Below are 18,812 nucleotides of genomic sequence, written 5' to 3'. Positions count from 1 at the left end.
AATACAGCATGAACCTGACAAAACTGTAATCCCCGCCTCAGGCTGCTGAAAGGCACCGCCCGTTAGCCTCGTCGTCAAGCTCTCTCCACGCTGACGGACCGGGAAAACGGAATGCATTCCAACACATCAAGACGCACCTTCGTGAAGGGGCTGGCCGCGGGCGGGCTCCTCGGCGGGCTCGGGTTATGGCGCACGCCTGTCTGGGCGGTCACCAGCCCTGGCGAGCCCCAGGTTTTGGCGGGCACCGACTTCGACCTGTTCATCGGCGAAACCCCGGTCAACATCACCGGCAACCCGCGCACCGCGATGACCATCAACGGCGGTATTCCCGGCCCCCTGTTGCGCTGGCGCGAAGGTGACACGGTGACGCTGCGGGTGAAGAACACACTCAACGCCAACACCTCCATTCACTGGCACGGCATCTTGCTGCCGGCCAACATGGACGGCGTGCCAGGACTGAGCTTTCACGGCATCGAGCCGGATGGCATGTACGTCTACCAGTTCAAGGTCCGGCAAAACGGCACTTACTGGTACCACAGCCATTCGGGTTTTCAGGAGCAGTCCGGCGTTTACGGGCCGCTGGTGATTGACGCCAAGGAACCGGAGCCGTTCCAGTACGACCGCGATTACGTGGTGATGCTGACCGACTGGACCGATGAAGATCCGATCAGCCTGATGAAGACGCTGAAAAAACAGTCCGATTACTACAACTACAACAAGCCCACCGTGGGTGATTTCATCCACGACGTCAGCGAGAAAGGTTGGGGTTCCACAGTCGCCGACCGAAAGATGTGGGCCGAAATGAGAATGAACCCCACCGACCTGGCCGACGTCAGCGGCGCAACTTACACCTACTTGATGAATGGCCTGGCGCCGAACTCGAACTGGACGGGCGTGTTCCGGCCGGGCGAGAAGCTGCGCCTGCGCTTCATCAATGGCTCCGCCATGACCTACTTCGACGTGCGCATTCCCGGGTTGAAAATGACGGTGGTCGCTGCGGATGGCCTGCACGTCAAACCGGTGAGCGTCGATGAGTTTCGCATTGCGGTGGCCGAGACCTTCGATGTGATTGTCGAGCCAACCGAAGCCGCTTACACCTTGTTCGCCCAGTCGATGGATCGGACTGGCTTTGCACGCGGCACGCTGGCAGCGAAGGCGGGTTTATCCGCGCCGGTACCGCCGCTGGACCCACGGCCGCTGGTGACCATGGATGACATGGGCATGGGCGGCATGGATCACGGCAGCATGGCGGGCATGGATCACAGCACCATGGCCATGCCCGGCATGCAGTCCCATCCCGAGACGGAAAAAGACAACCCGCTGGTGGACATGCAAGCCATGACCACCGCCCCCAAACTCGACGATCCCGGCCTGGGCCTGCGCAACAACGGCCGCCGCGTCCTGACCTATTCCGACCTGCGCAGCACCTTCGAAGACCCGGACGGTCGCGACCCCAGCCGTACCATCGAACTGCACCTCACCGGCCACATGGAGAAATTCGCCTGGTCGTTCAACGGCGTGAAGTTCTCCGACGCCGAACCTGTGCGCCTCAAATACGGCGAGCGGGTTCGGGTGGTGCTGGTCAACGACACGATGATGACTCACCCGATCCATCTGCACGGCATGTGGAGCGACCTCGAAGACGAGAACGGTGAATTCATGGTGCGCAAACACACCATCGACATGCCGCCCGGTTCCCGACGCAGCTATCGGGTCACCGCCGACGCACTCGGCCGTTGGGCCTATCACTGCCATCTCCTGTACCACATGGAAATGGGCATGTTCCGTGAAGTTCGGGTGGAAGAATGAGGCGCCTATCCATGACCAGACTCACTTCCCTCTCTTTGGCACTCGTGACCGCGAGCCTGACGCTCTCCTCGGCGATGGCCGCCACCGACGACATGCAGAACATGGATCACAGCCAGATGCCGGGCATGGACCATAGCCAAATGCAAAGCATGGACGACGGCCAGATGCAGCCCGCCGCGCCGACCGAAAGTCGCACGCCGATCCCGGCGCTGACCGATGCCGACCGCGCCGCCGTGTACGCAAGCCCGACCGGGCACAACGTGCATGACACCGCGCTCAACTACTACTTCCTCGCCGACAAACTCGAATGGCAGGACGCTGACAACGGCAGCACCCTGGCCTGGGATCTCTCCGGCTGGATCGGCGGCGACATCGATCGCCTGTGGTTGCGCTCCGAAGGCGAACGCACCAACGGCAAAACCGAAGACGCCGAAATCCAGGCCCTGTGGGGGCACGCAATCTCCCCGTGGTGGGACGTGGTGACCGGCGTTCGCCAGGACTTCAAACCCGGCGACCCGCAAACCTGGGCCGCGTTCGGCGTGCAAGGCATGGCGCTGTACAACTTCGAAGCCGAGGCCACTGCCTTCATCGGCGAAGGCGGCCAAACCGCTGCACGACTGGAAGGCGACTACGACATCCTGCTGACCAACCGGCTGATCCTGCAGCCGACCGCCGAACTCAACTTCTACGGCAAAAACGATCCGCAACGGGGGATCGGTTCCGGGTTATCCAACACCGAAGCCGGCCTGCGGCTGCGCTATGAAATCCGCCGGGAAATCGCGCCCTATATCGGCGTGACCTGGAACCGGACCTACGGCAAAACCGCCGACTACGCCAACGATGAAGGTGAGGATCGCAGCGAAGCACGCCTGGTCCTCGGTGTTCGCCTGTGGTTCTAAACGCATTAACTCAACAACCAAAAAAACAACCGCTTAAAGCGGTAAGAGGCCTTGCATGCGCATGATTAAAACTACCGCTGTTGTCATTGGACTGCTCATGAGCGCGCTCGCTCAAGCACACCCGAAACTGCTGTCCTCCACCCCGGCCGAAGGTGCGGATGGCGCGGCACCCGGCACCGTCGAACTGCACTTCTCGGAAAACCTCATGACCCAGTTCTCCGGCGCAAAACTGGTCATGACCGAAATGCCCGGCATGGCGCACTCCCCCATGCCGATGAAAGCCAAAGTCTCTGGTGGCAGCGATCCGAAAACCATGGTCATCACACCGCTTTCGCCACTGCCTGCCGGCACCTACAAAGTCGAATGGCGCGCGGTGTCATCGGACACCCACCCGATTACCGGCAACGTTACGTTCAAAGTGAAGTGATTGATGAGCGACTCGGTCAGCATTGCACTGCGCTTTGGGTTGTATGTGGATTTGATGTTGTTGTTTGGGCTGGCGCTGTTTGGGCTCTATAGCCTTAAAGGACAGGAACGGATATCGGGCGCGGCGTTGCCGTTTCGGTCGATGTTGGTGGGAACGGCGGTGCTGGCTGTGCTGTTTTCCATCGCCAGCATGGTGATGATGGCGAGCGCCATGAGCGGCGAGACGGACTTTGCCGAGCTGCGCCCACATATCGAGATGATGGTGTTTGAGACGGATGTCGGGCTGGCCTGGGTCGTGCGCATTGTCGCGTTGGTTGTCGGCGGTTTGGCGATGATGCTCAATCCACGTGCGCCCGGGTTCAGCCTGCTGATCGCGTCTTTTGCCGGCGCTATCGCCCTCGCCAGCCTGACCTGGAGCGGTCATGGGGCGATGGATGAAGGTGACCGTCGTTACTGGCACTTTATCACTGACATCTCGCATTTGCTGGCTTCGGGGGCCTGGTTCGGGGCGCTGGTCGCGCTTGCCTTGATGGCAAAGATCAACGATCTGCAAACCGAAGAACGCATCAGATTGCTGGCTCGGGCTGTCCGCCAATTTGAAGGAGTAGGCGCAGTGATCGTGGCCGTCATCACGGTCACGGGAATCGTGAACTACCTGTTCATCGTGGGCCCAACGCTCGACGATGTATTGCTCAGTACCTACGGGATTTTACTGTCCATCAAAATCGCGCTGTTTGCCGGGATGCTGGTGCTCGCCGCGTTGAACCGGTTTCACCTGGGGCCGTTTTTGGAGCGGTCGTTGCGTGAGGGTCAGTATCGGGTGGCGGCGAATACGTTGCGGCGCAGCGTGGTGGTTGAATTGGCGGCGGCCGTGTTGATTGTGGGGTTGGTGGCCTGGCTGGGGACGTTGAGTCCAGAGATGGAAATGAGCGCGGAGTAACGTAAAGGGGCACCACTTGATATGGATCAATGACGGCCTCTTGCTCGGGACTAAGCTCAAGGTCACCCCTCGGATCGAGTACGCACTATGCTCCGGTTCCGCACTCACCTACCGTTGTTGATCCGCCAAGTGCTCGCACTGTGGCCGCCCTTACGCCTGCGCTTCGTTCGCTTCAACAATTAAAACCGTCCTCCGGGCGTCCGCAATTCCGGACGCTCCCTTTGGCTTCGCCACTTTAGCGCGGCCCAACAGTTCCTGTACGTCCCTGACTCACTGGAGATTGCCATGCATATGCACTTCAAAGCACTCGTCGCCGCACTGCTCATCAGTAGCCCATTGGCTGCTCTGGCCGTCGAGGAAAATCACCCCGACACACCGCCTACCGCACCGACCACCGCCGCCACGGCCACCGCACAAGACAAGGCCATGAGCGAGCAGATGGAAAAAATGCAGGCCGCCCACGAAAAAATGATCGCCGCCAAAACCCCGGCCGAACGCCAGGCCGCCATGCAAGAAGGCATGGCCACGATGAAGGACAGCATGGGCATGATGCACAACCATTGCCAAGGCATGGGAATGGGCAAAGGCATGTCCGGCGGCAAGGACCGCTCAGACCAGATGATGGGCATGATGATGAAAATGATGGATCAGCAGTCGAGCATGATGAAGATGCCGATGAACAACTAACGCCCTTTAAGAAGCGCTTGACCTTGCCATCGTGACAAGGTCAACCATCGATCTACTTCATCACACCACCTGCCGCTCACAGTCAAAGAGGTTTACGTAATGAACAGCACTGAACTGCAAGTCGAAGGCATGAGCTGCGGGAGTTGCGTCAAACACATCAACGCCGCGTTGCAACCGCTCGCAGGAGTGGGCGAAGTGACTGTCGATCTGGCGTCCGGTCGGGTCAAGGTGACTGGAGATACCCAGAGCGATGTTCTGTTATCGGCATTGAAGGAGGCAGGGTATCCAGCAAGCGTACTGACAGAAGACAAACACGAAAGCGTAAAGAAGAAATCTGGCTGCGGCGGTTCAAGTTGCTGCTGTCACTGAGTCCACCCCGGCGAGGATGAAGTTGAGCGGAGCAGCAGAAAGTAAGTACTCTCAGCACCCTCTCCATCATGGAAGCCGGAAAACAATGAACAACCTGAAAAGCACAATGATGCTCGGTGGCCTGCTCGCTCTATCGTTTGGTGCTCAGGCAGAGCAATCGCACTTGGACAGCGTCATCCAACAGGGCCAATTGCGCGTGTGCACAACAGGCGACTATAAACCCTACACCGTCAAAACCGAAGACGGCGAATACTCGGGCATCGACATCGCCATGGCCCGCTCGCTGGCCGACAGCCTCGGCGTCAAAGTCGAGTGGGTGCAGACCACCTGGAAAACCCTGATGCCCGACATGCTCGCGGGCAAATGCGACATCGGCGTCGGCGGCATCTCGGTGACGCTGGAACGCCAGAAAAAGGCCTTCTTCAGCACCACGCTGGACGTCGACGGCAAAATCCCGCTGGTGCGTTGCGAAGATCAGGCGCTGTACCAGACCGTCGAGCAAATCAACCAGCCTTCGGTTCGCCTGGTCGAACCGGCCGGCGGCACCAACGAAGCCTTCGTTCACGCCTTTCTACCCAAAGCGCAATTACGGCTTCACGACAACGTGACCATCTTCCAGGAGCTACTGGACAAGAAGGCTGACGTGATGATCACTGATGCTTCGGAAGCGCTGTATCAGCAGAAACTCAAACCTGGTTTGTGCGCGGTGAACCCGAAGCAATTCATGCAATACGGCGAGAAGGCTTACTTGCTGCCGCGTGATGACATGACCTGGAAGTTGTACGTCGATCAGTGGCTGCACCTGGCCAAGGTGACAGGCAACTACCAGAAAGTTTTGGGCCAGTGGATAGCCACGCCCGAGCCCAAATAGCCGCGCTATACAGCAGTCGCCAACCCAAAGCACACGGCACATCAGGCAAAACGCAAAACGGCGGAAACACTTCCGCCGTTAATCGTCGTGCAACAACCCCGAACTGTACTCGCCGAAGCTGTTGCCGAGCGCACTGCCATGGAAATTCATCTTATTGGGGTTGTTGGCAGGCCCCGGACCAAAACCGGCAGACGGCAGGTTGGCTTCCGAAAATTCGCTATGGGTGCTTGCCCCCGAACAGGCGCTCAATAGCAATGCGCCGGCGATCAGAGCGACTTTGAAGAGGTTCGAGATCATTTTTCAGTTTCCTGTGGGTGGGAAGCGCGGTGACCTTAGGTCGTTATCCTATGCCGCAAGGCTGCCTGGGATTATGAAACTTTGCTGGGTGACAGCGTTGGTTCAGGTAGTGATTGTTTTAGGCAAAAATGGGTGTTTCCCAGACAAACTGTTAAAAGAGCAACGTCCTACACGACTCTGGGAATTGTCCGTACACTTGTCCATTGCTGTGCTTTTGTCACGAGGCCTATAGTCCACCCAACGCCAAAATGGCGTGTCGGGTTTGGCGACTCGATGGCAATTGAACTGAAACCTTCGAGCATTTTCGTAGCGTTTCGGAACGCACTTAGCTGCCTGTTTTATGGTGGCTGTGCGCGGGAGACCTTAGGGTCTGCCGGTTTCTCCATTGCCCGGTTCGCCAACCCGCGTACGGCTACCACCCATTCGTTTGGCGACGATTGAGTAGTAGTTTTCTCAAATTAATGGAGCTTCACATGAAAGAATTTATGGCTTTAACCAGCAACGCCGACGACCTCCCCTCGCTGTACGTAAACACCACCCAACCGCTGCACTCACTGCTTAGCACCGCACGCTACCGAATTGGTGCGGTAACGCAGATCCTGGAAAACCTCGCAATGCGCGGCGACATCACCACGGATTCAGTGATACTCAGCGACTTCGCAATGCTTTGCTGCATACCTTTGCGCGATGGCTGCGATGTGCTGGATGTCGTTGCGCGACGTATGGATGCTGAACCGTCCTGATGTCACAAAGGGGCGTCCTCCTCGGACGCCTCGTTGACCCATCTATCTCGTTCCTAGACTTCCTCCACTCACACGCTAAAAAACTGCTGCAAGATTCGCCTATGTCGTGATCAACTAACTCCCGCCCCCCCCCAATCCTGATAAACGCCCAACGCTCCCAACACCCGCCTCTCTCTCCCGTCGCTTCTCCATCGCCCCGATGATGGATGGGAATTATTTTTGCTGAAAACCCAGTAAATAAAGGCCGGAAGCGCACTCTAATTTTTACATGTACCAATTTTGTACCACCTCATTTCCTTAGCAACTCACCGCCCAACTGGGGTTGAGAACAAACAGGTGCAAGGCGCTGCATTAATGAGGTCGATCTCTCGTCCCTACCAGTTCGACAATTTGACGGAGCCAACTGGGAAGATGCTGCCAAGGCCTTCTACGATAGCCGCAAGTAGGCGCCTGCGGCTTGACCCCTAAGGAAATTCTGTAGGTGAAAACGGAGCCAACGGGGCTCAGGTACGATTGATTCATTTTACCTGGTTGTCGCTCGCTACATTTTGCTGTTTCTGGGGTCGTCCGCCGGGTTGAGGTAGGTGATCCCCCAAGGCCCCGTGCCGTGGAGTTGGAGCACGGTTTCCTGTTCTCGACTGGCGCCGTACATCGGCATGCCGACGGGAATGATCAGGGTGTCACCCGGTTGATAGGCCTTGGCCCGTGCCGAATCGAATGTGTCTCCGGTGGCGAAGTAGAAGATGCCTGATATAACGGTTACGCGCTCGGTCACGGGATGGGTATGCACGCCGATTTTCGTATTTGCCGGCAGCTTCAAGCGCAGGGTGAAGGGCTCGGCGGCTTTCAGGTCACCTTCAATCACAGCAATCATCGCACCAGGCCCCACCGACGGCGCGGCTGTCCACTTGAGTTCGGATGGGGTGGCGGCAATTAAACCCGCTCCCTCGGCCAGGGCGGCAGATGTCAGGAAGGCTGCGCTGAGCAAGGCCAGCGAAACAGCGACAGCTTTGTGGGAGTTCATCATGGTTTCCTCGTGTTTGGGGGCTGTGGGTGTATCACAGCAGAGGCAAATATAGCTTCAACGCACAGGAGCAGAGCCTGCGCAATCAAGACATATACGATGACGGTAGCCGAATGTTGAAGCGTGGATATACCCATTAGTGAACAGTGCTATAACGCACTGGTATGGACTGTGGGCTCCCACAGCTGGCGCTGTGCTGTTCGCTGTCAAGTCAGCCATTGGCGGTGCCAAGGATGACGGCCGCAGATCAGCAGTAACAAGACTCACCAACGCCCCGCCAGCCCAATCCTGATAAACTCCCCACCTCCCAGCCTCACCGATCCAGATCCCTAATGTCCGTATCCAACGCAACACCCTCCCCGCTCTCCCGCCGCTTCAGCGTGGCGCCCATGATGGATTGGATGTAGCCATCCACCAGAGGCCCGGCCCGCTTAGTCCACCCCATTTTACTTCTTCACCTTTGTAGCAATTTTTAAGCAGGTATTCACACAGGCCTGTCACGGGCACTACAGGTTCTTATTTTGTCGTCTGGGGAGTCGCCCCTTGCTTGGGATAAAGGCGGCACAACTCACGTGGACCTTGCAAGTGGTTGAGGTAAAAAAGAACCTAGCATATCAATTAGTCCGTACTAAAAACTGGATGAACTGTTATGTCACGACCCTGAAAAGTTTTTGTAAGATATGTTTTATTGCGAGGACTGGAATTTCCGGGTGATATTGAGCCCAGCGCCTTTCGTCGAACTTCGCTTTAGCATCTATTATCGTTTTCGACGGTGTGCTAGTGATTTGTTTATTAGAGATTGGGGCAGTTCGATCCATGCTCAGAAGTATTGAATCAAGCCTCCGATCGTGATCAAGTGATCCATCATTTTTGACAGCTACGCGCAAACTGTCGATCTTCATGATTTGATCGGGTCTTTTGTCTTTGAGTGTGTAGAACACAATAGCCACATGAATTTCCTGGCTCGCATAACGGGTGAGTGTGGGCGCATCTCGAAGGTAAAAATTCTCAAAAGACTTCTGCGAGACGGTATCGATGCTCTTGTCCGAATTTATGATGAAGATTCGATGTGCCATATAGCCTCCTGATCTAGTGCGGGGTTAAGGGGCCGCGGAGTGCCCTTGAGTTGCTTTGTATCGAGCCAAAAAAACAGCATAAAGTGAGGAGAAAAAGCGACATGACTTCTGTGCACATTACGCTGTCATTGTAGCGTGTCCATGGGACGCTATTGGCCGATCACTGCCAATCATCCACCGTCAGTTTTGGGTCGAATGCAGCCCCTCACGACAGGCCGCAATCGATCCAGGCAGCGTGAAAAATTAGGGGACGGAGTTGATGCTGGAGATTGAGCAGGCGGGGGCGTTGGGTTTCGCTAAGCTCAGCTCAACCTACTCACCGAAAACAAATGAGCCACCATCATGGACAGAACCCCAGCGAGACAAACCAAAAATCGCCGTAGCCCATCGTGGTCGCGGAACGAGTTGATATTGGCTCTCGATCTTTTCTTGAATCACCCGCGAGAAACATTTTTACAAGATGACCCAGATGTTGAGGAGCTATCTGATTTCCTGAGACGAATGGGAGCGCTAATGGGGCGGTCTATGCCCCAAAATTTCCGTAGTCCAGACGCTGTTGTGATGAAGCTTGCCAACTTCAGCCATTTCGAACCTTCTCACATAGATGCAGGCCTTCAGGGGCTTCCTAATGGGGGCAAAGGCTGCGAACTCGTCTGGTGGGAATTTTTCGGTGTTCCCAATAGATTGGCATCAGCAGCCGCCACTATCCGAGCTGAAGTAGAAGCTGGCAACGTGAACTCAATTAGCCAAAAATCGACGACAAGGACAGTAACGAGCTATATCACCCGAATCTGTAAAAATGACTCCAATTGGCAGTACCCCACCAGGAGCGCAGCCGAAGCATCGAATACCTTTTCCTCACAGCACGGCTATGGCCATGAGGAGTGGCTTTTTCGATTCGAATGGCAAATTGGAGGCTGGCAATATGGCTTTCTTCAAGGAGTAAACAAGGGCTGGGAGTCACGGCTCGCACGTGGTGAGCGTGCAGGTGATGTTGTGCTCTACACCCTTACTCCTGATGGGCGCCGCTATGTGGCCCGTATTCGCCATATCGAGTTCCTAGATGAAGCTCAAGGCATTGCGGCATTGGATCACTACAAGCGCGTTGGGTGGTATGACCGCATGCTGGAGGAAATAGACACTGTAGATGGTGATAGAAGTGGATTGGGGAACGGTGAATGGGCCCCTTACGTGTTGAATGTTCGTTTTCGCCCAGAAGATGTTGAGTGGTATCCGCCAAACACATTTGCCAAGGCTGGGGACCCCGTGCTGCACTACAACCGTTATCAGCTCATTGAGCTTAATCACGAGACCTCCCTGCCAGAAACGGTGAATACACGCCGCCCGGCTCGGAAAGGACAGAATCTTCCTCCCATTCAAGACAGCTATTTCAGGAGCGGCGGCTCGGGACGGGAGTGCTCGCCAGAGCATGGGATAATGCAGGCCGCCCTGCATGAGGAACTGAAGATTGAATACCCTGGGGCGAATATCGTCTTCGAAGAAAATTTTGTAGATGTCACCGTAACAACGGAAATGGAGAACATCCTCTTCGAAGTTAAGTCAGATTTCTGCACCCGTAGGGTTTTGCGCTTGGCGATTGGTCAGCTACTCGAGTACGCGTACTACTGGAATGAGCTACCAGAAAAAGCGGTTAGGCTGGTTGCGGTTGGTCGGACAGCTCTGAGCCCTGAGGACGAGAGATATCTCAGATACCTTACGGGAAAATTGAATCTTCCACTTGAGTATCGCCAGGTCAAGCTTCCCTCTGAGGCTTAGGAGTATCTCTAAATCAGTGCCGATTTTCCCAACCCATCGGTACCCCTTGAGACTCTTCCGTTTCCTGATGATGGATTGGATGTAGCCGTCCACTTCAGCCCCGGCCGGCCTAGCCCATCCCGTTTTATTTTTTCTCTTTGTAGCAATTTTTAAGCAGGCTGTAAGACAGGCCAGTCACGGACACTACCGGTTCTTGGTTTTTAGTCTTGGGGGTGTAGCCCTTTGCATATGGTGGCGGTAAGTCCCCCCTATCAAAATTCGACTGCTACGCTGAATTCTTCACGGAGGATTCGCGATGCCAAATTCTGACTTACTCCCTTCCCTACTCTTCAAGCTCAACGAAAACCGACTCGCCCTTGAAGCCGCCATCATGGAGCTTACGCTTTGGGTCGAGCAGCGCGGTTCAGCCGAAGTGGCCGGCAACGTGCGCGGCGCTCTGGTCGCGATCGATCGCAATGAGGAATTTATCAAGATGACGCTCGCGGTGATGATGACCAGTTGAATCCACAGCTAAAATCGGACATTGCTCAACCCTGCTCGCCTGTCGGGTTGTCCAAAAAAATGGGTCAGTTTTGCGAAAAAGATCAGGTTGACTTTGGTCATACAAGTGGACACAGCCTAGACCTATCGCCGGGCGCTATTAAATCCATCTTCATTAGTCTGAAATCATAACTCACCGAAGATGCGACATCTATAGACCAAGTCTATAGTTGCATGGCTAGCCATGCAGCGAGGACACCACAATGAGAGACATACTGTATTGCTTCGAGCACGCCGACCAAAATAAGTCTGACCAGACTAGGCTTACATTCCCGAATGGAAAAGACATTTACGTAAGAACAACGGACATTGAGAAAATTGTGCCTATCACTTCGCAAAGCGGGGGTATAAATGGTTATTACTTAAAGCCAGATGCCCAAATAACAATTGAAACATCGGTAAAGGACCCTGCGCTTGAGGCTTACGCAGACGAGGAAGCAAATACCTATCCAAAATATTATGACGACGACGGATATTCCCCACTTAAAAGCTATGATGACCCTTTAGCAGCCGGATACAATATACCTCACGGACCACAACCATCTCCCGATTTAAGACTACTCAGGAGCGGGGCAAGAAAACGAGTAGAAGACACTGCGTTCTGGCCATCTTGGTGAGGTGTACGATGCTGATAAAGCCTAGCTGCATAATCTTTTCCCACCCGAGCGATGTGCATGTAACTGCGGTACTTGAAAATTTAGATAAAGGCACCGTCCCATACATACTGGATTTTGGCGAATTTTGTAGAAGCTTCGGAGCTAGCCTGAAACTCGGAGAAAAATCCGCACTCCAACTCACAAGTAGCTCAGGTGACCGTTTGGAAGTGTCCGAACTGGAGACTATATGGTGGAGGCGTCCCCAGCCCATTTATGCAGAGGTGCCTAGCGACATCAAAACACACAGCTTCGTTAATGAGGAGTATTTACGCTTCTGGCAAAGTGCACTGGCGGTATTGGCAGCTCTCCCTAATGTGCGCTGGTACAATCCGTACAAAAAAAACGAAACAGCTGACTGCAAATTCCGACAATTAGAAGTAGCGACAGAAGTCGGCCTATCCGTTCCGAAAACCATCGCCACCAACGTCTATGAAGACGCTATCAATTTCATCAAGCAAAATAACAGCAAAACAATATTTAAGTCATTTGCTGGAAATGAAGATTTTTGGCAGCCAACCCGACCTTACAAAGATACATACGAAAACCATCTAAAAGACAGCATAGGATTCTGCCCTATCATTTTACAAGAATATATTGATGGCGCTTACGACTATCGAATAATAGTCATAGATGACCAGATATTCCCTGTTCGTTTTTGCCTAAAAAACTCTAGATACCCTTACGATGTTCGTATCGATATAAAAAATAAAGCTGAATCAGCCACCCTCAACGATGAATTACGCACAAAAATTCTAGCCTTTATGAAAAATTATGGCATCCGGTACGGGGCATTTGACTTTCGTGAAGACTTACAGGGCGACCTTTACTTCTTAGAAGTCAATCCTGCCGGACAGTTTTTATATTTGGATCACCTTGCCGGAACCACAATCGCAAGAGCAATGGCTGCCGCATTAAGTTCTAATAGATCTTCTATCTCTCGCACATTTCAAAAGGTGTCGCATACCTATTACCCCGGAAATAATCTTCCATTTTCTGCTGTTGTGCCCGACCGTATAGAACATATCAACTGAGCACCGCCTCTATCAATAACTCGTGTTGGTGTTGAGGCACAAAGGGGGGAGAGTCGTTCCGACACTCATGCTACTCGGCCCACGGTCGATTGCCATCTGTCGTGGGTTGGAATTACCAGCGACTAACGCAGCGTTGCTAGATCGGATTCGCGCGGATAGTTGGATCTCATATCACGCTGTGGGCGATATCCATCCGAACCCGAAAGTCTGGACGTCCGCTTTGGGTTGTGGATTCAACCGGTCGACGCATTTCTAGTAAATGGCAGGGCATAGATAGGGATTCGAACCCCTTCAGCGGTCCTTGTGGGCCGCTGTAGACCAAAAAAATAGGGGTGATCCAATGTTTGAACTGGCTTAACCCGGTTTTCACCGGTCCAGAATTTGCCCTAAATTTGCCCTAAGCCCCGCTACTCGTCACTCAATCAAATCTTTGAACCTTAAGATGAGCCCTGCTGCAAAAACTACTGTCAACTCAGCACCATTCACTGCCCCACCAGGTAGGAAACTCGTTCCAGGATTTTCTACAACCAAACGTACGTGCTCCTTCAGAGCTGTTACTTGGAGCTCCGTTAGGATTTGGATCTTATTAGTCTCAACGAAACCACATCCAAGGTCCACTTGGGCCTCGATTCCTAGCTTTTCACAATTACGCACTAGAGCACGCTTTTGCTCGGTCCCTCCCAGGATATCTAGCATTTTAACTACACTTGCCCCAAGCGTGTAGTCAGCCTCAAAAGCGACTACTTGATTCGCCAGCGCGTCAAAGTCAGTTCTCAGCTGTCCTCTCCCACCTACAGCAAGCTGCAGAGAACGGAATGCAAACTCTAGTTGTGAAGCCTGATTCGCAATAATGCCATTTAAATTATTGAGTGGTGATGGCAACGTACCTGGCGTCGATCCAGAGTGACATACAGGAATCGCAGGTATTTCTTGGTTACCATCTCGTTGACTGATCACATTGCGAACCCAAACAGCTCCCAACTCAAAATTAATCCAGTTGCGTTTGACTGAGGCCGGGCTAATTAAATAAATGGCCCCAATACAATCGGTCAAGCCAGTTTCAATTCTCTTCAGAAAATTTGCGCCTGCTGGGATACTGACACCATCAGAAGACACAAAAACATCTACAAAGCCCGCGAACTCGTTTTCTAAAGCCTCCTTGATTTTTAAGGCAAGCGCTTTTTCTTCATGAATGTGCGACAGGAAAATCATTTTTTGTGCCATACCCCCTCCCCACTGGAAAACCAAATGATGAGCAAACTCTTGACCAATCAATGAGCGGCTCGAGCAAAAACGGCCACAAGCGTATCTCGAAAACATCATTCTAACGAGCGCTCCACACACATTCGCTACGCTCCGCCATCTCATCACACGCCAATTGTGCTGGAGTATTCCGGTCATTAAGCCCCAACCCCATGTGTTTATGGGGGCTCAGCGCATATCACCACTGCATGCACAAACGCATGATTGGCATTGAATGGCATGGATTGGCGTACGGTTTGCCCCATTTTTGCCCCATCCTCGCCTGCCGCATTGCCCTAGTTCACGGTGTCGCCAGGTAACCCTAACGAAGGTCAATCTAATCTAAAGTGTTTTTACAAACTGCTTCCAGCCAAAATCGACCACTTGCCCCCATAGATTTATACCCATGATGGATTGGACTTACTTACCGCCACACGCCAGAAAATAAAGGCCCAGATGGCGGCCAAAAAACCTCCGTACCAATTTCGTACCAGCAATATTCGCCCGTCATTAAAGTCTGCCTCCTCTTTCACCCCCCGTAGCAAATTTTAAGCAACCATTTTCGGCTCCAATCCCAAGCACTGTCGCGCCTGTCAAATACCTCGGTGCATTGGCGCCCAACCTCCATGAATCCACCCGACCCATGAAGTTTTCAAGCTGCTACGCTTTCCTTTTCACGGAGGAATCGCGATGCCAAATTCAGACCTGCTCCCTTCCCTGCTGTACAAAATCAATGAAAACCAGCTCGCCCTGGAAGCCGCCATTTTGGAACTCTCAAATTGGGTTGAGCAGCGCGGATCGGCCGACGTCGCCGACAATGTTCGTGGAGCCCTGGACACCATCGACAAAAATGAGGAGTTCATCAAGCTGACGCTCGCAGTCCTAATGACACCTGAGTGACAGTTAGCGGTCCAGGCTGTGTAAAAACGCATCCATCATTTTTAGGTCTGCGTCGCTACGTAAAATCTGCCGGCGTTCTGGTCAGTCAAACACCTGAAATTCCCCTAGAATCGTGTTATTTGACCCGATTCAGCTCGCCGTTACTGGTCGAAAACGTTTTTACACGGCCTCGGCCAAAAGCTGCCTGTCGGAAGCGTCTAGAAAATCTGTGGCTATTCAGTGATACCTCCTTCCAATTTGCCGAGCAGACATGGCATTCTGCCCTCGCCAAATGACAACTCGAACTACTAAACTCAGAGACGCACCATTATGGACGATAATAAAAACATCTATAAATACATGGGGCCAGATATAGCAGATAAGTTTTTACTAACTGATAATAAATGCAGTCTTAAGTTATCTTACCTCAAGGACTACAACGATCCGTTCGAATTTTTTCTAACTATTGACTACAATCAAGAACCAAAAATCCTAGCGTACTATAAAGAAATAATCTCGATGGTAACCGAAAGACCGGTTACATGCTTCTCCAAGTCCCCATTAATAACCCCCATGTGGGCGCACTATGCATCCAACTCGCAGGGATTCGTTGTAGAAATAAATGAAGACAAGCTAAAGAAATGGCTAAGAGAACAAGAGGCCGCAGAAAGCTTCGGTGACATCGACTATCAAGATAATCCCCATGATCACATGCAAGACATGCTGCAGCGTGCATACGTATTATGTAAACCAAGACATGTAGGATTCCTTTGGCAGGCTGTCTCGAGCGCGGCGTACTTTACAAAGCAAACCTGCTGGAGCTACGAACAAGAAAGACGGCTGATCACGAACCAAAAAGCATCCAACAAAATAAACGAAAACCTTTCACTTCTTTATTTTCCGGCTGACTTTGTGAGCTCTATAATTGTGGGTGCGAAATCATCCCCAGAAACAAAAAAGCAAATAAGAGAAATTTCCGATAAAATCGGGTGTAAATATTTTGAGAAGCGTATCGGCAGAAGCTCTACAAACCCGTATCTTCTAGACAGTGACAACAATACATACACGTTCGATGGCAGCGATATTGTTTTACACACCGATCGGTGCGCTTCATGCTTAGAGCCAAAATCCAATGTTCAGTCCAAACAATGCGCATGGTGCAGCATCACTGACAACCATGAAAAAGATGCGGAACATAGAAACTCATTTAGAATGCTGGATCGCGCAGGCATACTCGACAACTATTTAAAAACATTCCTAGAAATAGGGAGAAGGCAATAAATTCATTATTCTCTCACACCCTGATTGTGTTGGAACATCAATGATAAATGGTATAAAACACCAAAATATCAAGGGTTATCTGTGCTTTGCTTTACCAGTTTCGCCTGTTGCAAATAGATTCAACTGTGATCCAAGACAGGATTACGTCACTGAATGCTTTTAATGAGCAACGGCATAACAATCTTTCTGCTAGGCATGACCAGCTAAAGAACGATCTAGAGAGCCGAATGGGGATACTTGAAAATCAAGTAAAGCTCCTACAAGTTCGTATCTAGCGACGTAGCTTTACTGGTCTATTTTGAGATACCCAGCAGATAACACGAATAGCTATACCAAACTCTCTATGGACTCGGAGGCTACAGAATACATCTGAGTTAAAGATATTATGCCTGTAGCCGATATAGCCGGAAGGAAACTAAAAATAAGCCTGCTGGCTTTATGTTGTCACACATCATTCATTCGAAAGGATAGCAATGAATAACATAGCGAAAAGATTAGTCCTATCAATTTCTTTGGCAGGGCTATCCGGCTACTCTCTGATCGTTTTAGCCGCGAATGATGGCGCCTTTCATTCCAAACGTGCAGACATTAATACTCAGAAAAGTTACGGCACCCTATTAGAACAGCTTAAAATGGTAGAAATTTGGCAAGCTCTCGGTTCTGCTAGAGATGGAGGAGCCGCTAAATCCCTACAAGCCTACCAAAAATTAAGCGAAATATATTCGCCGCTGATTATCGAAAACGGTGAACCCATCGTACCCATTTATACCGTCGACTCTCTTAATTTAAAAGACATAGATGGATTTCGTGCATTCGCATCTCGAGGCCAATTTATCCCAGATGAAAATACATGCTCTGCGGCTATGACTTTTGTATTTCCACGACAGATCGCAGATCTTTTGAGTGACACAAGACCAACATACGTATATGGCATGCGGCAGTCCAATGATGTCTTGGAGAAAGTCAGATCAAAACGGATAGAACAGGGAGTGGAGGATCTTCATTATCTTAAGTCATTGTGTGTCAATCAAAAAGATAAAAACTACTATAATGGGTATATAAATCTTTACATGAACTTGCAAACTGACATCAAGACTATTTTGCCCGTCGCAGACCAAAATTACCTAGCTAGCGTAGCCAAACAACAAGCCGTACCTGACCCAAAAATACGCCCCCCTCGTCCGTTTGATCTGCCGAAGGCAATGAAATTCGCTTCGTGCTCCGCTCTCTTTACGTCATTCAATCAAGTTATTCAGTCGCACGGACAACCCGGAAATCCAGCCGTGACCGATGGAGGGATAGACATGGCTATCGCCAGCGTAGTGTATTCCAATGTTGACTATCTCCTAAACAATACCCAGCCATGGGTAGATAAATACACCACTGAAATCAACGCTAACCTTGTAAATATCGAGGCCATGTTTAGACCTATGGCAGAAGGCTGTGTTGCTACCTACAGAGCGAATTTGACGGAAATCAATATGTATGGCGATGAGGCACAGGCTGAGTTTTCCACAAAGGCCAAAGCCCTGACCAGTCAATAAGTTGCTCAATAACGTTCTATGTGATTCTCAGTCTTCTTCTGAGAGACATAGTTGATTTTGCAGGGGGTCAAATTTGGCCTCCTCTTGCGTTATTAGACCAATAAACCGTTAACTAGGACACGCTCAGTTAATACTTACTACCGTTGCAGAGTCGCCTGAAAACGGTAAAAAGCAACCGCCAGCGGATCGCATAACGAACTGGACTTCCAGCATCGTCCCCTTCGAAAGATTGTATCCAGCATTGGGATCTTCAAATCGCACCGACAAATCTTGAGTGCCGCCATCCATATCGATTGGAACCTTGCCCGCTTCCAGCAACACAACTCGGTGGATCACCAGGTAATGCATTGCCGAAGAGATAGCCCTCGTGTGCATTCTTGAAGGCCAGAAAACAAGTCTCTTGTTCATGATCTGCAATCAATGTGCTATATCACGTGAGGAATGATGAAAACTCCTGGAGCCTAAAAGCCAACCCGCCGCTCTGTTACGGGAAGCGTTGAGTGGACGACGCAATCATTAGTGCAGGGATCTGCGCGGAAGATCAAATGTAGCCACCTACAGTTGAGCCTTTTAAAAAGAGGCTGGAGGCCTCTTTTTAGTCCCAACGAGAGAAAAGAATAGTTCCTATGTTATTTCGGCTTTACATCCAGGGCACCGAGCTCTTCCGCCAACAACACTGAGCAAGCCCACTTGGGTCCCGCAGTGCTCGCACTTAAAATTAG

At 51.8% G+C, this 18,812-nt stretch carries 20 protein-coding genes; 15 read left to right on the top strand and 5 right to left on the bottom strand.

Annotation, left to right across the window (positions count from 1 at the left end):
* Window positions 1-111: 111 nt before the first annotated feature.
* From IB252_RS05490 to IB252_RS05460, 7 genes are all read left to right on the top strand, one after another.
* Complete coding sequence (locus IB252_RS05490) at window positions 112-1,809, top strand: copper resistance system multicopper oxidase (protein ID WP_192407301.1); 1,698 nt, start codon at window positions 112-114, stop codon at window positions 1,807-1,809.
* 11 nt (window positions 1,810-1,820) lie between these two features.
* Window positions 1,821-2,708: a copper resistance protein B gene (locus IB252_RS05485; RefSeq protein WP_192407299.1), complete on the top strand. Its 888-nt coding sequence runs from the start codon at window positions 1,821-1,823 to the stop codon at window positions 2,706-2,708.
* Between the two features lie 55 nt (window positions 2,709-2,763).
* A complete protein-coding gene (copC, locus tag IB252_RS05480; RefSeq protein ID WP_192407297.1) occupies window positions 2,764-3,135 on the top strand; it encodes a copper homeostasis periplasmic binding protein CopC in 372 nt (123 codons plus the stop codon).
* A 3-nt stretch (window positions 3,136-3,138) separates the two neighbouring features.
* On the top strand, window positions 3,139-4,074 hold the full coding sequence (gene copD / locus IB252_RS05475; RefSeq protein WP_192407295.1) for a copper homeostasis membrane protein CopD: 936 nt from the start codon (window positions 3,139-3,141) through the stop codon (window positions 4,072-4,074).
* 285 nt (window positions 4,075-4,359) lie between these two features.
* Entirely contained in the window at window positions 4,360-4,761 is a 402-nt protein-coding gene (locus IB252_RS05470; RefSeq protein ID WP_192407293.1) for a hypothetical protein, read from the top strand.
* Window positions 4,762-4,860: 99 nt separating this feature from the next.
* Window positions 4,861-5,130 carry a heavy-metal-associated domain-containing protein gene (locus IB252_RS05465; RefSeq protein WP_111450562.1) on the top strand — a complete coding sequence of 90 codons (270 nt, stop codon included), beginning with the start codon at window positions 4,861-4,863 and terminating at the stop codon, window positions 5,128-5,130.
* 85 nt (window positions 5,131-5,215) lie between these two features.
* A complete protein-coding gene (locus IB252_RS05460; protein WP_192407290.1) occupies window positions 5,216-6,001 on the top strand; it encodes a transporter substrate-binding domain-containing protein in 786 nt (261 codons plus the stop codon).
* Between the two features lie 78 nt (window positions 6,002-6,079).
* On the opposite strand, the gene IB252_RS05455 is transcribed toward IB252_RS05460, so the two are convergent.
* Window positions 6,080-6,298 (bottom strand): hypothetical protein, encoded by a 219-nt coding sequence (locus IB252_RS05455; protein WP_192407288.1) that lies wholly within the window; start codon window positions 6,296-6,298, stop codon window positions 6,080-6,082.
* A gap of 473 nt (window positions 6,299-6,771) precedes the next feature.
* On the opposite strand from IB252_RS05455, the gene IB252_RS05450 reads away from it, so the two are divergent.
* Window positions 6,772-7,041, top strand: coding sequence for a hypothetical protein (locus IB252_RS05450; protein ID WP_008151340.1), 270 nt, complete (start codon window positions 6,772-6,774; stop codon window positions 7,039-7,041).
* A 541-nt stretch (window positions 7,042-7,582) separates the two neighbouring features.
* Here the strand turns inward: IB252_RS05450 and IB252_RS05445 are convergent.
* Both IB252_RS05445 and IB252_RS05440 read right to left on the bottom strand, forming a co-directional pair.
* The gene (locus IB252_RS05445; RefSeq protein ID WP_192407597.1) at window positions 7,583-8,065 is read right to left on the bottom strand and encodes a cupin domain-containing protein; all 483 of its coding nucleotides are present in this window, start codon (window positions 8,063-8,065) and stop codon (window positions 7,583-7,585) included.
* Between the two features lie 647 nt (window positions 8,066-8,712).
* On the bottom strand, window positions 8,713-9,141 hold the full coding sequence (locus IB252_RS05440; RefSeq protein WP_192407285.1) for a hypothetical protein: 429 nt from the start codon (window positions 9,139-9,141) through the stop codon (window positions 8,713-8,715).
* Between the two features lie 411 nt (window positions 9,142-9,552).
* On the opposite strand from IB252_RS05440, the gene IB252_RS05435 reads away from it, so the two are divergent.
* The 4 genes from IB252_RS05435 to IB252_RS05420 all read left to right on the top strand — a co-directional run bounded on the left by IB252_RS05435 (window position 9,553) and on the right by IB252_RS05420 (window position 13,144).
* Window positions 9,553-10,917 carry a hypothetical protein gene (locus IB252_RS05435; RefSeq protein WP_192407283.1) on the top strand — a complete coding sequence of 455 codons (1,365 nt, stop codon included), beginning with the start codon at window positions 9,553-9,555 and terminating at the stop codon, window positions 10,915-10,917.
* A gap of 295 nt (window positions 10,918-11,212) precedes the next feature.
* The gene (locus tag IB252_RS05430) at window positions 11,213-11,419 is read left to right on the top strand and encodes a hypothetical protein (protein WP_192407281.1); all 207 of its coding nucleotides are present in this window, start codon (window positions 11,213-11,215) and stop codon (window positions 11,417-11,419) included.
* Window positions 11,420-11,660: 241 nt separating this feature from the next.
* Window positions 11,661-12,074 carry a hypothetical protein gene (locus tag IB252_RS05425; RefSeq protein WP_192407279.1) on the top strand — a complete coding sequence of 138 codons (414 nt, stop codon included), beginning with the start codon at window positions 11,661-11,663 and terminating at the stop codon, window positions 12,072-12,074.
* 8 nt (window positions 12,075-12,082) lie between these two features.
* Window positions 12,083-13,144: a hypothetical protein gene (locus IB252_RS05420; protein WP_192407277.1), complete on the top strand. Its 1,062-nt coding sequence runs from the start codon at window positions 12,083-12,085 to the stop codon at window positions 13,142-13,144.
* Window positions 13,145-13,558: 414 nt separating this feature from the next.
* Here IB252_RS05420 and IB252_RS05415 read toward each other — a convergent pair whose 3' ends face one another.
* Entirely contained in the window at window positions 13,559-14,368 is an 810-nt protein-coding gene (locus IB252_RS05415) for a toll/interleukin-1 receptor domain-containing protein (RefSeq protein WP_192407275.1), read from the bottom strand.
* Between the two features lie 708 nt (window positions 14,369-15,076).
* Between IB252_RS05415 and IB252_RS05410 the strand changes: the two genes are divergently transcribed.
* The 3 genes from IB252_RS05410 to IB252_RS05400 all read left to right on the top strand — a co-directional run bounded on the left by IB252_RS05410 (window position 15,077) and on the right by IB252_RS05400 (window position 18,090).
* On the top strand, window positions 15,077-15,286 hold the full coding sequence (locus IB252_RS05410) for a hypothetical protein (RefSeq protein WP_192407274.1): 210 nt from the start codon (window positions 15,077-15,079) through the stop codon (window positions 15,284-15,286).
* A gap of 309 nt (window positions 15,287-15,595) precedes the next feature.
* Window positions 15,596-16,546, top strand: a complete 951-nt coding sequence (locus IB252_RS05405) for a DUF2971 domain-containing protein (RefSeq protein WP_192407273.1) — start codon at window positions 15,596-15,598, stop codon at window positions 16,544-16,546.
* 473 nt (window positions 16,547-17,019) lie between these two features.
* Entirely contained in the window at window positions 17,020-18,090 is a 1,071-nt protein-coding gene (locus IB252_RS05400) for a hypothetical protein (RefSeq protein ID WP_192407272.1), read from the top strand.
* 123 nt (window positions 18,091-18,213) lie between these two features.
* Here IB252_RS05400 and IB252_RS05395 read toward each other — a convergent pair whose 3' ends face one another.
* Window positions 18,214-18,498 carry a hypothetical protein gene (locus tag IB252_RS05395; RefSeq protein ID WP_192407271.1) on the bottom strand — a complete coding sequence of 95 codons (285 nt, stop codon included), beginning with the start codon at window positions 18,496-18,498 and terminating at the stop codon, window positions 18,214-18,216.
* Window positions 18,499-18,812: the final 314 nt, after the last annotated feature.

It is taken from the genome of Pseudomonas sp. PDM10 (assembly GCF_014852295.1).
Classification (GTDB): Bacteria; Pseudomonadota; Gammaproteobacteria; order Pseudomonadales; family Pseudomonadaceae; genus Aquipseudomonas.
Note: the sequence above shows the minus strand (reverse complement) of the source record. Positions and strands in the feature narration are given on the sequence as shown.